Annotated in this window: 13 protein-coding genes; all 13 read left to right on the top strand. The window is 31.3% G+C overall.

Annotation, left to right across the window (positions count from 1 at the left end; translation table 11 throughout):
* The 13 genes from xseA to H3N56_RS04845 all read left to right on the top strand — a co-directional run bounded on the left by xseA (position 1) and on the right by H3N56_RS04845 (position 14,790).
* The gene (gene xseA / locus H3N56_RS04905) at positions 1 to 1,221 is read left to right on the top strand and encodes an exodeoxyribonuclease VII large subunit (RefSeq protein WP_185880147.1); all 1,221 of its coding nucleotides are present in this window, start codon (positions 1 to 3) and stop codon (positions 1,219 to 1,221) included.
* Positions 1,202 to 1,825: a lipopolysaccharide assembly protein LapB gene (locus H3N56_RS04900; RefSeq protein ID WP_185880146.1), complete on the top strand. Its 624-nt coding sequence runs from the start codon at positions 1,202 to 1,204 to the stop codon at positions 1,823 to 1,825. The genes xseA and H3N56_RS04900 overlap by 20 nt, the downstream gene beginning before the upstream one ends.
* Before the next feature lie 18 nt (positions 1,826 to 1,843).
* Positions 1,844 to 2,908, top strand: coding sequence for a DNA-processing protein DprA (gene dprA, locus H3N56_RS04895; protein ID WP_185880145.1), 1,065 nt, complete (start codon positions 1,844 to 1,846; stop codon positions 2,906 to 2,908).
* Positions 2,909 to 2,987: 79 nt separating this feature from the next.
* A complete protein-coding gene (gene topA / locus H3N56_RS04890; RefSeq protein ID WP_185880144.1) occupies positions 2,988 to 5,237 on the top strand; it encodes a type I DNA topoisomerase in 2,250 nt (749 codons plus the stop codon).
* Between the two features lie 67 nt (positions 5,238 to 5,304).
* Positions 5,305 to 6,618 carry a methylenetetrahydrofolate--tRNA-(uracil(54)-C(5))-methyltransferase (FADH(2)-oxidizing) TrmFO gene (gene trmFO / locus H3N56_RS04885; RefSeq protein ID WP_185881073.1) on the top strand — a complete coding sequence of 438 codons (1,314 nt, stop codon included), beginning with the start codon at positions 5,305 to 5,307 and terminating at the stop codon, positions 6,616 to 6,618.
* Between the two features lie 13 nt (positions 6,619 to 6,631).
* On the top strand, positions 6,632 to 7,519 hold the full coding sequence (locus tag H3N56_RS04880; RefSeq protein ID WP_221893431.1) for a tyrosine-type recombinase/integrase: 888 nt from the start codon (positions 6,632 to 6,634) through the stop codon (positions 7,517 to 7,519).
* A 13-nt stretch (positions 7,520 to 7,532) separates the two neighbouring features.
* Positions 7,533 to 8,066, top strand: a complete 534-nt coding sequence (gene hslV, locus H3N56_RS04875) for an ATP-dependent protease subunit HslV (RefSeq protein WP_185880143.1) — start codon at positions 7,533 to 7,535, stop codon at positions 8,064 to 8,066.
* Positions 8,067 to 8,081: 15 nt separating this feature from the next.
* Positions 8,082 to 9,191, top strand: coding sequence for a ribosome biogenesis GTPase YqeH (gene yqeH, locus H3N56_RS04870; protein ID WP_185880142.1), 1,110 nt, complete (start codon positions 8,082 to 8,084; stop codon positions 9,189 to 9,191).
* Positions 9,192 to 9,204: 13 nt separating this feature from the next.
* Positions 9,205 to 9,681, top strand: coding sequence for a hypothetical protein (locus tag H3N56_RS04865; RefSeq protein ID WP_185880141.1), 477 nt, complete (start codon positions 9,205 to 9,207; stop codon positions 9,679 to 9,681).
* 51 nt (positions 9,682 to 9,732) lie between these two features.
* Positions 9,733 to 11,124, top strand: coding sequence for an NAD(P)/FAD-dependent oxidoreductase (locus H3N56_RS04860; protein ID WP_185880140.1), 1,392 nt, complete (start codon positions 9,733 to 9,735; stop codon positions 11,122 to 11,124).
* Between the two features lie 101 nt (positions 11,125 to 11,225).
* Positions 11,226 to 12,404 carry a signal recognition particle-docking protein FtsY gene (gene ftsY, locus H3N56_RS04855; RefSeq protein WP_185880139.1) on the top strand — a complete coding sequence of 393 codons (1,179 nt, stop codon included), beginning with the start codon at positions 11,226 to 11,228 and terminating at the stop codon, positions 12,402 to 12,404.
* Between the two features lie 135 nt (positions 12,405 to 12,539).
* Positions 12,540 to 13,544, top strand: coding sequence for a phosphate acetyltransferase (pta, locus tag H3N56_RS04850; protein WP_185880138.1), 1,005 nt, complete (start codon positions 12,540 to 12,542; stop codon positions 13,542 to 13,544).
* Positions 13,545 to 13,590: 46 nt separating this feature from the next.
* Entirely contained in the window at positions 13,591 to 14,790 is a 1,200-nt protein-coding gene (locus H3N56_RS04845; protein WP_185880137.1) for an acetate/propionate family kinase, read from the top strand.
* Positions 14,791 to 14,858: the final 68 nt, after the last annotated feature.

Here is a 14,858-nt window from a genome sequence, read left to right as displayed (position 1 = left end):
ATGGAAGATAGAATTTATAGTGTAACTGAATTTAATAAAATGGTAAAAAATTATATAGATAATAATAATGATTTTCAAGAATTTTTTTTAAAAGGAGAACTTTCAGGAGTAACCTATTATAAAAGTGGACATCTTTATTTCACAATTAAAGATAAAAATTGTCAAATTAAATGCGCTGCATTTAGTTACAAATATAAAAAAATTGCTGAAGATTTAAAAGATGGAGATTCTGTAAAAATTTTTGGAGATGTGGGATTTTATGAAAATAGAGGAGATTTCCAAATTCTTGTAAGATTTTTAGAAAAAGAGGATAAACTAGGAGAGATGTATGCAGCTCTTGAAAAATTAAAAAAAGAGATGGAAAAGAAGGGACTATTTTCATATATTTCAAAAAAGAAACTTCCAAATTATCCTAAAGCAATAGGGGTAGTAACTTCTTATACAGGTGCAGCGTTTCAAGATATCATAAAGACTACAAGAAAAAGATTTCCAAATATAGATATATACATCTATCCAGCAAAGGTTCAAGGAATTGGAGCTAAGGAAGAGATAGTAAAAGGAATAGAAGCTTTAAATAAAATAGAAGCTGTAGATTTAATAATAGCTGGAAGAGGTGGTGGAAGTATAGAGGATTTATGGGCTTTTAATGAAGAGGAAGTTGCAATGGCATTTTTTAATTCAAAAAAACCTATAATTTCAGCAGTGGGACATGAGAGTGATACTTTACTAAGTGATTTTACTTCAGACATAAGAGCGTCAACCCCAACACAAGCTATTGAGATAGCAATTCCAGTTAAAAAAAACTTAGTAGAAGAGCTTATAAATAAGAGATTATACCTAAATGCTATGATGAATAGGATAGTTTCCGATAAAAAAAATGATTTGGAAAAAAGAAAAAATAGTTATATAATAAAAAGTTATCTGAAAGAGATAGAGAAAAAAAGTTCAGACTTAATTTTACAAGAGGAGAGAATAAAGAAAATTTTGGAATTTATCATTCAAGGAAAAAGACATAATCTTGAAATGAAGATAGAGAAATTGATTTCATTAAATCCTTTAAGAACTTTATCTAGAGGGTACAGTTTAACTTTTAAAGATGGAAAAACTATTAAGAATGTAAATGAATTAAAAATTGGTGAAAACATAGAAACTATTTTTAATAGTGGTAGAGTAATCAGTAAAGTAGAGGAGATTTTTAAAAATGAAGAAGAAATTAATTAGTTTGATTTTTATATTGTTAACTTCAGCAGTTTTTTCAGATTATAGACCTCAAGAGATTATAAATTTAGAATCTGAAATTTCAAGAGAAAAAGACAGGGATAAGGTAGCTGTATTGTTACAAAGATATGAAAATATTTTCAAAGGATATATAAACAGTATCAGTGATAATGAGGAACTTATATTTGGGTTAGGAGATCAATATTTTAGAGCAGGAAAATATGAAAGAGCAAAGACTATTTTTGGCAAAAATATAGATAGTAGTAGAAATCTATTTGGAGCTGCAACTGCAGCTAGATTTATTGGAGATTATAATGTAGCTATAGATTATTATACAGAGAGTTTAGATAAATATCCTGTGATTTCAGAAGCGTATTTAGGAAGAGGAATTGCTTATAGAAATATAGGGGAATATAAAAAAGCTGTGGATGATTTAGAAAAATACAAAAGTTACAAAAAAACAGAAACTGTATACATGGGACTTGGAGATATATATATAGTTATGGGGAACTATGGAAAGGCAAAGGAAATTCTAGAAGAGGGAAGAAGAGAATATCCTAATTCTACAAAAATCAATGAGATGCTTACAACCGTCTTTTCAAAATAATTTGAAAAGGAGTTTGAAATGAGTTGGTATAGACTAAAAAGTGTAGGTTTAAAAAGAAACGAAATAAAAGAACTTATGAAATATACAGATAGTTATACTGATTTAATATCCACTGATTTTAAAAAAATGAAACAAGATTTAAACTTAAGTGATAATAAAATTGAGCTTATATATAAATCTAAGAGTTGTGAGAAATATTATGAAGATATAGAAAATCTAGAAAAATTAAATATTAATTTAATTGATTTGAAGGATGAAAAATATCCAGAACTATTAAAGCATATAGCTGACCCCCCAATATTTTTATATTACAAAGGGGATTTGTCTATATGTAAAGAAAAAAGCATCGCAGTTGTTGGAACTAGAAAAGCTACATCTTACGGGAAAGAGTTTACAAGGAAACTATCGGAAGAGTTAGTAAAAGCCGATGTGACACTAGTTAGCGGATTAGCTCTTGGAATAGATATAGTTTGTCATAAAACTGCCTTAGAAAACAACGGAAAAACCATAGGTGTTTTAGGAACAGGACTTGATAAAATTTATCCTTGGGAAAATAGAAAAGAGTGGGATAGAATATCAAAAGAGGGACTTTTGATAACTGAATTCCCAATCGGAACTGAACCGTTAAGGCACAATTTCCCTTTTAGAAATAGAATAATAGTTGGACTTTCAAGGGGAGTTGTAGTAGTTGAAAGTGCAGAAAAAGGTGGAAGTTTGATAACTGCGAGCTTAGCTTTGGATGAAGGAAGAGATGTTTTTGCTCTTCCAGGAGATATAATTTCTCCGTATTCTAAAGGTTGTAATAACCTAATAAAGTTGAGTGAGGCTAAGCTTATAACTTCAACTGAAGATATTTTAAACGAATATGGTTGGAAAATAGAGATTTTAAAAAAAGAAAAATATAATAAAATATCAGATGGAAAGTTAGAGATATATAACGCTCTAACAACAACGATGAATTTGGATGAACTCATTGCTATTACTGGGTTAGACAAGAAGAAGATACTTGGAAATTTAGTAGAATTAGAGATAGAAGGAATTGTTTCAAGCGTTTCTGGTGGACGTTATAAAAGAAAAGTTTAGAGTCATTTGTTGATTTTTTATTTTTTTTCTAATATAATTAAACCAAAATAGACTTTAAGGATTGATAGGGGTGAAAAAATTGTCAAAAAAGAATCTGGTTATAGTAGAGTCCCCTGCTAAGGCCAAAACTATAGAAAAAATACTTGGAAAGAATTTTCAGGTTATAGCATCTTTTGGTCATGTAAGAGATTTACCAAAAAGTAAAATTGGAGTTAATATAGAAAAAGATTTTGAACCTAGTTATTCGACAATTAGAGGAAAAGGCGATGTTATAAAAGCATTAAAAGAGTCGGCTAAGAAATCTAATAAAGTTTATTTGGCATCAGATCCGGATAGAGAAGGAGAAGCAATTGCTTGGCATATATCTAATATCTTAAAACTTGATGCAAATGAGGACAATAGAATTGAGTTTAATGAAATAACAGATACAGCCATAAGAGAAGCAATTAGAAGCCCAAGAAAAGTTGATATAAATAGGGTCAATGCTCAGCAAGCTAGAAGAATACTGGATAGACTTGTTGGATATGAGATAAGTCCTCTTCTTTGGAAGACTTTATCTTCAAATACAAGTGCTGGAAGAGTTCAGTCAGTTGCACTAAAGCTGATATGTGATTTAGAAGATATTATAAAGAGTTTTGTTCCTAGACAGTACTGGAAAGTTGACGGAGAATTTGAGAATGGAATAAAACTAAATCTGTATAAGGTTGATGATAAGAAATTTGAACTATTAACAGATGAGTCTGTTGTAAAAGATATAAAAGAGAGATTACCAAAAAAAGAATTTAATGTGGCAGGGTCAAAAGTTACGAATAAAAGCAAAAATCCTCCGTTACCATTAAAGACGAGTACTCTTCAACAGTTAGCTTCTTCTTATATAGGTTTTTCAGCATCTAAGACTATGAGAGTGGCACAAGGGCTTTATGAAGGATTAAACATAAATGGATCTCAGAAAGGTTTAATAACTTATATGAGAACGGATTCTACAAGAATTTCAGAAGAAGCAAAAAATATGGCTAAAAATTATATTTTAGAAACTTATGGAAAAGACTATCTTGGAGAATTTAAAGAAGTAAAATCAAAAGGGAAAATACAGGATGCCCATGAAGCGATAAGACCTACTGATGTTGCTTTAACACCTGATAGTATAAAAAAAGAATTGGAACCAGACCAATACAAATTATACAAGCTAATTTGGGAAAGATTTATAATATCTCAATTAGCCAGTATGAAGTATGAGCAGTTTGAACTTATAGTTGCATATGATAGATATCAGTTTAGAGGGACTTTAAACAAAATAACTTTTGATGGGTACTATAAAGTTTTTAAAGATGAAGAGGACTTACCTCTTGGAGAATTCCCAACTATAAATGAGGGAGACCAGATAGAACTTGAACAGTTAAATATAAAAGAAGATTGGACAAAACCACCTTCAAGATTTACAGAGTCATCTTTAGTGAAAAAATTGGAAGCGGAAGGGATTGGAAGACCATCAACATATGCTTCGATAATTGACACTTTAAAGAAGAGAGAGTATGTTGAAGTTACTGGTAAAAGTTTTGTTCCAACGTATCTTGGAGAGGAAATAAGAGAAATATTAGAAAAGAATTTCCAAGATATTATGAATATAAAATTTACTGCTGAAATGGAAACAGATTTAGATGAGATAGAAGAAGGAAACGGAAACTGGATACAGACGTTAAAATTATTCTATGATAGATTATCTAAGGATATAGAAAAGTATAAATTAGAGGTAGAAAAAGAAAAGAACAGAATTATTTATTCAGATTTCCCATGTAGTTGTGGAAAAGGAATGATGGTTGTAAAAAGTGGAGTCTTTGGAAGGTATCTTGTATGCCAAGATGAAGAGAAATGTCCAGAAAAAATATCTCTAAAAGGTATAAATATACCTCTGGAAGAATTGAAAGAGGGAAAAGTTAAGGTTAGGGAGTTAGTTGAAGAGAGACTGAAATCTAAACAGGGAAAACCTACTGATATGGTAGCTGAAGATGGAAGTAAGCTTCTTCTAAAACTTGGAAGATTCGGAAGTTATTTAGAGAGTGAAAACTTTGCAAAAGATAATGTTCGTATTTCACTTCCGGGAGAAATAAAAAAATTACTAGCTAATGGAGAAATTGAAGTTAAAGATGGAATAACTCTACTTCATGCTAAAATGAAAAAAATAGAAGATGAAGAAGCAGAAATTTTAAAAAAAGCTGGAGTATGTGATAAGTGTGGAAGACCATTTAAGATAGGAAGAGGTAGATGGGGTAAATTCCTAGCTTGTACAGGGTATCCGGAATGTAAAAATATTCGTAAGATAGAAAATTAAAACTCGCTCTTAAGAGCGAGATTTTTCACTTATAAAAAATAAAAGAATGTATAGAGGAGCTTTAATGATAAAAAAAGAAGTTGTGGTTATAGGAGCTGGTCTTGCAGGGACTGAAGCTGCGTACCAATTAGCAAAAAGAGGAATAAAAGTAAAATTATATGAGATGAGACCAAAACAAACTACGGATGCACATAAAACTAATGATTTTGCAGAATTAGTATGCAGTAACTCACTCGGGGGAGATCATTTAGGAAACGCATCAGGACTTATGAAAGAAGAACTTAGAATGATGGATTCAATTCTGATAAAAATAGCTGATGAAACAAAAGTTCCAGCAGGACAAGCATTAGCAGTTGATAGAGATGGATTCTCAAGAAGAGCAACAGAAGCTTTAGAAAAAATGGAAAATATTGAAATAATAAGAGATGAGTTAAAAGAGATACCAAAAGATACGGTAGTATTAATTGCGAGTGGTCCTTTAACTTCAGAATCTTTATCAAAGGATATAGCTAAAATAACAGAAAATGAATATTTATATTTTTATGATGCTGCGGCACCAATAGTTACTTTAGAATCTTTAGATATGGAAAAAGTTTATTTCCAATCTCGTTATGATAAAGGAGAAGGAGAGTATATAAACTGTCCAATGAACCAAGAACAATATGAAGTTTTCTACAATGCGCTAATAACAGCAGAAAGAGCTCCTCTTAAAAAATTTGAGGAAGAAAAGTTATTCGAAGCATGTATGCCAGTTGAAAGAATAGCTCAAAGAGGAATAAAAACTTTATTATTTGGACCACTGAAGCCAAAAGGACTTACAAATCCAAGAACAGGAAGATGGGACCATGCAGTTGTTCAGTTAAGACAAGATGATAAAGATGGGAAATTATATAATTTAGTTGGATTTCAAACTAACCTGAAGTGGGGAGAACAAAAGAGAGTATTTTCACTAATTCCTGGTCTTGAATCAGCTGAATTTGTAAGATATGGTGTTATGCATAGAAATACTTTTATAAACTCTACGAAACTTTTAACTCCAGCACTAAATTTAAAAACAAATGATAATATTTTCTTTGCCGGTCAAATAACTGGAGGAGAGGGATATGTTTGTGCCATTGCAACAGGGCTTATGGCTGCTATAAATATAGCTAAGAAGTTTGAAGATAAAAAACCTTTAATACTTGACGATAGAAGCTCTATCGGTGCAATTATAAAGTATATAACTGAAGAGAAAAAGAATTTCCAACCTATGGGACCAAATTTTGGTGTTATTAGATCATTAGAAGAAAGAGTTAGAGACAAGAAGTTAAAATATAACACAATTTCTGAAATTGCTTTAAACTATCTAAGAGAAGAGTTGGAAAGAGAAGGTTTAAATTAGGAGGTATTTTAATTTGGAGATATCTAATTTAGAAATATACATAAAAGAGTTTATTTATTATTCTGAATTTGGAAGAGGAAAAAAACCAAATACAATAAAATGTTTGAAGAAAGATTTGGAGCAACTTAAAAATTATGTGGATAGAAATAAAGATATTGAAAAAATAGATGACATAACTCCTTTAAGTATTAGGGAATTTATGATGGAACTTCAAAAAGAAACTGTTGGAAAAAGATCTATGAATAGGAAAATTTCATCGCTGAGAGTATTTTTTAAATATTTGAGAGAGAATGAAGCTATAAAAAAAGATCCTACAACAGTTATAAATTCTCCATCTTTTGAAATAACTGCTCCAGATATTTTAAGTATAGAAGAGATTCAAAAGCTTAGAGAGGTTATAGGAACAAAGACTTGTAATGGACTTAGAGATAGATTGATTCTAGAACTTTTATACTCCTCAGGAATAACATCACATGAACTTCTTTCTCTTGGTGAAAAAGTATTCGATTTAGAAAAAAGAGAGTTTTTAGTTAATAATGGAAAAAATAATAGAATTGTATTCTTCAGTGAAAGAAGTAGAAAATTTTTATTAGAATATATTGAAGCAAAAAAAATAAAATATGGGGATCGTTATAATCCAGATATTTTATTTGTAAATGGTTCAGCAACGAGAATAAGTGATCGTTCTTTAAGAAGACTTATAGATAGATATGCTGAGAGAGCTGGAATAACTAGAGAAATTAGTCCATATAGTTTTAGACATACTTTTGGAGCTCACATGCTCCTTCATGGTATGAATATAAACTTCGTAAAAGAACTAATGGGACATTCTACAATTGAGAGTACTAAAATATATCAAGAGGCGATAAAAAAGCCTATAGTGATTAATAATTTTAGATAGAAAGAAGGATGCTATGGAAAGAATGAGAGCGACAACTATTATTGCCGTTAGAAGAAACAATGAAGTGGCAATAGCAGGAGATGGACAAGTTACGTTTGGAGATACTGTATTTAAAAATACAGCAAGAAAAATAAGAAAAATACCAAATTATAATATTGTTGCTGGTTTTGCAGGTGGTGCAGCAGACGCTTTAGCTCTTTTTGAGAAATTTGAAAATAAGTTAGATGAGTTTGGTGGAAACCTTAAAAAGGCTTCAGTAGAGCTTGCAAAAGAGTGGAGAAATGATAAAGCTCTAAGATTTTTAGAAGCTATGCTATTGGTAGCAGATAAAAATATAATGCTATTACTATCAGGAAATGGAGATGTAATAGAAGTTGAAGAGGGAATAGCTGCAATTGGAAGCGGTGGAACATACGCTTACTCTGCAGGAAAAGCTCTTTTAGAGTACACAAGTATGAGCGCATCAGAGATAGCTGTTGCTGCAATGGGCGTTGCAGGAGAAATATGTATATATACAAATTTAAAGATTTCAGTTGAAACTTTATAAAAATAAGGAGAGTTTATGATAAAGAAATGTGTAGGATGTGGAATAGAACTTCAAGGTTCTAATTCAAATAAAAATGGATATTTACCAGAGTCGGTTTTAAGTTCTGATTCTAAAGAGTTATTATGTCAAAGATGTTTTAAAATAAAAAATTATGGACAATATATTCCAGTTAAAATGACTAGAGATGACTATAGATTAGAGGTTAAAAAAAGTATTAATGAGGCCCAAGTTGCTATACCAGTTTTTGATATAATTGATTTTGAAGGATCGTTTGATGATGAAATATTAGATATCCTAAGAGAAATGGATTCTATAGTTGTTATAAATAAATTGGACTTGATACCAGATGAGAAGCATCCGTCAGAGGTTGCAGATTGGGTAAAGAAAAGATTAGGTGAAGAAGGGGTAGCACCTCTTGATGTTGCCATAGTAAGTACTAAAAATGGATATGGAATAAATGGAATATTTAAAAAAATCAGACATTTTTATCCAGAAGGAGTTACAGCTTTAGTTCTTGGAGTAACTAACGTTGGTAAATCAAGTATTATAAATAGACTTATTGGAGCTAAAAGAGTTACGGTATCAAAATTCCCTGGAACTACATTAAAAAGTATAAAGACTAATATACCTCATACAAATATAACATTAATAGATACTCCTGGACTTATACCTGAAGGAAGATTCTCAGATTTAGTATGTCATGAGTGTAATCAAAAGATTATTCCAGCAAACGAAATTTCAAGAAAAACTTATAAAGTTTCTAAAGATAGAGTTATACTGCTTGGTGGAATGATAAAAATGAGAGTTATGAATGAAGATGAGTTAAAACCAATATTCTCTCTTTATGCAGCAAAAGAAGTTACTTTCCATGAAACTAACTTAGAAAGAGCAGAAGAGTTATTAACAAGAGATGATCTAGTAAATCCTCCATGTAGCGCTTGTAAAGATGACTACAACAAAAATAAGATGGTAACAGAAGAGTTTGTTGTAGAAACTGGGGAAGAACTTGTATTCAAGGGTCTTGGATGGTTATCTGTAAAAAGAGGACCTTTAGTTTTAGAAGTTACATATCCAGAATATGGAGAAATCTTAATAAGAGACGCATTTATAAAGCCAAAGAGATAAAAAGAGGCAAAGAATGGAAAAAAACTTCAAATTAAAAATTCTAGAAATAATTGTAATAATTGGTTCAATCTTTGGATTTGGGTATATGTCAATTGTATGGATAAATGATTTAAGAGATGCAGCAAAAGTTGAAAATATCCAAAAAGAGTTAGTAGATTTGAGAGTTGCTTTGGAGATATATTATCAAAAAACAGGTGAATATCCTGAGTTGACAAGGTTTGGAGCAAAAGATAATTTAGAAACTTTAGATTTTAAAAATGAAAAAGGAGAAGTGATTTCTTTTTCGAAAATCTATGGAAAAAATTCTATTCCTAAAACTATCGAAAATGGAGATGTGAAGAGTTCAAATGAAGTATATGATTTGAATGATTTTAATTTATCAACAGATACTGGTGGATGGAATTATAATTTCTCAGGAAGAACAGGTGAAATACATTTGAATCTTCCAGATGATTTATTTCCTCAAAAGATAAATTGGAAACAACAGTAAAAGTATGATACAATACCCTGTCAAAATTGCAAAATAATTAGGAGGAAACTCATGAAGTATGATGTTATATTTTTAGGTGGGGGACAAGCCGGTATATTTGGAGCTTATGAAGCCATCAAAAAAAACGAGGATTTAAAAATATTAGTTATAGATAAAGGTAGAATGTTAACACAAAGAGTTTGTCCTAAAGAAAAACTAGGATGGTGTGTAAAGTGTCCTACTTGCGCAATTATATTTGGTGTGAGTGGAGCTGGAGCTTTCTCTGATTCAAAATTCAATATGGATTATAGAGTTGGTGGAGATGTACACGTAGTAACTGGAAAAGCAATAGTAAATGATACTATAAAATATGTTGCAGACATATATAAAGAGTTTGGATTTGATGAAAAACCAACAGGACTTGAGTACAATCAATTTATGTTGGATATAAAAAAGAGATGTATTGAAACTAATGTTCAACTGGTAGATACACCAACTATGCATCTTGGAACTGATGGTTCAAGAGAGCTTTATACAAAGCTTGTTAATTATCTTCTTGAAAAGGGAGTTGAATTTGCAACTGAAAGAGAAGCTGAAGAATTAATCATTGAAAATGGTGCGATTGAAGGGGTAGTAGTTTCTCATAAAGGAAAAGAAGAAATTTATTACAGCTCAAATGTAGTTATTGGTATGGGTAGAAGTGGTGCTAAAAAGCTTATGGATATATGCCAAAAACATGGTGTTAACTATGAGACTGGAGCGGTAGACGTTGGAGTAAGAGTTGAAATTCCTGATATCGTTATGAAAGATATAAATGAAAATTTCTACGAAGCAAAAATGATTTATTATACACAAAAATATAAAGATAGAATGAGAACATTCTGTAGTAATCCAAGTGGATTTATAGCTGCTGAAAAGCATGGAGATGACGTTGTTTTAGCAAATGGTCATGCTTATAAAGATAAAAAATCTACTAATACAAACTTGGCACTACTTTGTACAAAAACATTTACAGAACCATTTAACCAACCTTTTGAGTATGCAACAGCTATTGCTAAGATGTCAGCAATGCTTACAGGCGGAAAAATTCTAATGCAATCATATGGAGATTTAAAGGCTGGAAGAAGGTCTACAGAGGAGAGACTTGCAAGACTTAATATAGTACCTACTACTGAAGATTATGTAGCAGGAGATATATCGTTAGCTTGTCCAAAAAGAATTTTAGATAATATAATAGAATTTATTGAAGTTCATGATAAAATAACTCCTGGATTTGCATCTAGTGACTTATTATTATACTTCCCAGAAATTAAATTTAGAAGTACAAGAATAGAGATAGATAAGAATATGGAAACAAATATAAAAGGTCTTTATGCTACTGGAGATAGTTCAGGGTATGGTAGTGGATTAAACATTGCTGCTGTAATGGGCATACTAGCTGTAAGACATATTGTAGAGAAATAAGCTAAAAATAAAACCTAGAAAAATTTTTCTAGGTTTTTTTACTTCAAAAGAATAAATAAATGTGGTAGTATTTTTTATAAAGAGAATTATTAGGAGGGAATATGAGTTTTTTTAGCAGAATATTTGGAAAAAAGAAATCAGAAGATATTAAAGAGGATGATTCAGATAAGCTAATAAATGCATTGAGTAAAGTTATTGATAAAAGTGTTGAAAAAGAAGAAACAAGAGAAGAAATTTTAGTAGATAAAGACAAAACAATTTCTGAGAAATTGGAAGAGCTCCAAGATGTTGAATTAGGAAATGTAAAAGAGGATATAAAAGAAGAAAAAGTAACAGAAGAAAAAGAGGAGAAGTTGGAAGAAAAAAAGGTAGGTTTTTTTGCATCTCTAAAAGAAAAGCTTTCAAAAACTAGAGATGGATTTTTTGGAAAATTAAAGAAGGTATTCACGGGAAGAAGTATCATAGATGAAGAGATGTATGAAGAGTTAGAAGATATTTTAATCCAGTCAGATATAGGAATGGATATGACTGCAAAAATAGTAAAAGATTTAGAAGCAGAAGTTAAAGTTAGAGGGATTAAAGATCCAAGTCAAGTTTACTTAGTTTTAAAAGATGTTATGGAAAGATATCTAATAGAAGAAAATACTGAATTGAAGATAGAAAGTGGAAAAATGAATGTTATTTTAGTAGTTGGTGTAAATGGGGTTGGAAAAACAACAACAATTGGTAAAATGGCATCCAAGTTGACAAAAGAAGGAAAAAAAGTAGTAATTGGGGCAGCGGATACATTTAGAGCAGCCGCAATTGAGCAGTTAGAAGAGTGGGCTACAAGATCTGGAGCAGAAATAGTTAAGCAGTCACAAGGGTCTGATCCAGGCGCAGTTGTTTTTGATACTTTATTAGTAGGAGAGCGTAAAAAAGCTGATGTGGTTATAATTGATACAGCAGGAAGATTACATAATAAGAATAATTTAATGAAAGAATTGGAAAAAATTAACAATATAATTAAAAAGAAACTAGGAGATCAAACTTATGAAACTATTCTAGTTTTAGATGGGACAACAGGACAAAATGGATTGATTCAAGCGAGAGTATTTAATGAGGTTACAAATTTATCAGGATTTGTAGTTACTAAACTTGATGGAACAGCAAAAGGTGGAATTTTATTTAGTATTTCTGAAGAGATAAAGAAGCCAATTAAATTTATTGGAGTTGGTGAAGGGATTAACGATTTAAGACAATTCAATGCAAAAGAATATATTTCGGCAATATTTGATTAAAAAATATGAAAAGTATTTGTAAATATATTTAAAATTTGTTAAGATATATTTAAATGAAATCAAAAAAATGTTTAAAAGATAATCGTAACGATAGCAAATGATAATCAATTAAATATAAAATAGGGAGGCATTGGGATGAGTATCATAGTTCAAATAAGAGAAAAAGCTAAAGCTTTAGGAAATAAAATAGTTTTACCTGAAGCTACAGACGAGAGAGTAGTAAGAGCAGCAGTAGGAATAGTTGCAGATCAATTAGCTACTCCAGTTTTAGTTGGGGACGAAGGAACTATAAGAAATTTTGCAAAAGAACTTGGATTATCACTAGATGGTGTTGAAATAGTAGATCCTAAAACTTATGCAAGAACAGACGCTTATGTAGAGAAGCTTCATGAGTTAAGAGCAGCAAAAGGAATGACAGCAGAAAAAGCTAGAGAAGTTTTACTAGCTGATGTAAATTTCTTCGGTGCTATGATGGTTAAAATGGGAGATGTAGCAGGAATGGTTTCTGGATCAGATTCTCCTACAGCTAACGTATTAAGAGCTGGAATCCAAGTAGTTGGAACTAAGCCAGGAATAAAAACAGTTTCATCAGTTTTCCTAATGGAATTAACTCAAAATACAGATACATATGGAGATATATTAATATTTGGTGACTGTGCAGTTATACCAGAACCTACATCAGAGCAATTAGCTGATATCGCTTCTGAAGCTGCAGAAACAGCTAAAAATGTAGCTGGAATAGTTCCAAAAGTTGCATTAATGACATTCTCAACTAAAGGATCTGCAAAACATGATTCTGTAGATGTTGTTAAAAAAGCTGGAGAAATATTAAGAGAAAGAAATGTTACATTTGAATTTGAAGAAGAGTTACAAGCTGACGCTGCATTAGTTAAAGCAGTAGGAGTTAAAAAAGCTCCAAATTCTACAGTAGCAGGATCTGCAAACGTTCTAATATTCCCTAACCTAGCGGCTGGAAACATTGGATACAAGCTTGTTCAAAGACTTGCAAATGCAGAAGCTTATGGGCCTTTAATTCAAGGACTAGGAGCACCTATAAATGACTTATCAAGAGGATGTTCAGTTGATGATATCATCAATTTAACAGCTATAACTTCAGCTCAAGCTGGAAAACAAAACTAATTATATTGACAAACAAAATTAAACTTATAGATAAAGGTGGTAAAAAATGAAAGTTTTAGTTATTAACTGTGGGAGTTCATCTCTTAAGTACCAATTATTAAATCCTCAAACAGGAGAGCTATTTGCAATAGGTCTTTGTGAGAGAATCGGAATCGCAGGATCAAAAATGGAATATGAAAATCCAGCTACAGATTTCGAAGTAACAGTAGAGCATGATATGCCTACTCATAAAGAAGCTTTAACACTTGTTATAAAAGCTATAACAAACCCAGAGTACGGAGTAATCAAATCAGTTGAAGAAATAGACGCTGTTGGACACAGAGTTGTTCATGGTGGAGAAGAGTTCGCAACTTCTGTACTAATAACTGAAGATGTAATGAAAGGAATTGAAGCAGTTTCAGAACTTGCTCCATTACATAACCCAGCTAACATTCTTGGAATTAGAACTATGCAAGAATTAATGCCAACTACACCAAACGTAGCAGTATTCGATACAGCTTTCCACCAAACTATGCCAGCTGAGGCGTTCATGTATGCATTACCATATGCAGATTATGAAGAGTTAAAAGTAAGAAAGTATGGATTCCACGGAACTTCACATAAGTTCGTTTCTGGAGTAGCTATAGAGTTACTTGGAAATCCTGAAGAGTCTAAAATAATTGTATGTCACCTAGGAAACGGAGGATCTATATCAGCTGTTAAGAACGGAAAATGTATAGATACTTCAATGGGACTTACTCCATTACAAGGAATCATGATGGGAACTAGATGTGGAGATATCGATCCTGCAGCAGTTTTATTCATAAAAAATAAAAGAGAAATGTCTGATAAAGATATGGATAATAGAATGAACAAAGAGTCTGGAATTTTAGGAGTATTTGGAAAGTCATCTGACTGTAGAGATATGGAAATTGCAGCAGCAGCAGGGGACGAAAGAGCAATACTTGCTGAAGATATGTTTGCTTACAGAATAAGAGCTTACGTTGGAAACTATGCAGCACAATTAGGTGGAGTAGACGCAATATGCTTCACTGGAGGAATTGGAGAGAATTCTGGAAAAGCTAGAGAAGCTATCTTAAAAGGATTAGAGTTCTTAGGTGTAGATTTAGATAAAGAAATTAACTCAAAGAGACAAAAAGGTAATGTTTTATTAACAACTCCTGAGTCAAAAGTAGCAGTTTATAAAATACCTACAAACGAAGAGTTAGTAATCGCTAGAGACACTTATTCAATCGTAAAAGGGTAATTATATAAAAAAACCAAAATAAAAAACCAAAAAAACTAACTGGCCTAATTGATAATTAAAAAATTTAA

This window comes from Cetobacterium sp. 2A, from assembly GCF_014250685.1.
Taxonomy (GTDB): domain Bacteria; phylum Fusobacteriota; class Fusobacteriia; order Fusobacteriales; family Fusobacteriaceae; genus Cetobacterium.
Note: the sequence above shows the minus strand (reverse complement) of the source record. Positions and strands in the feature narration are given on the sequence as shown.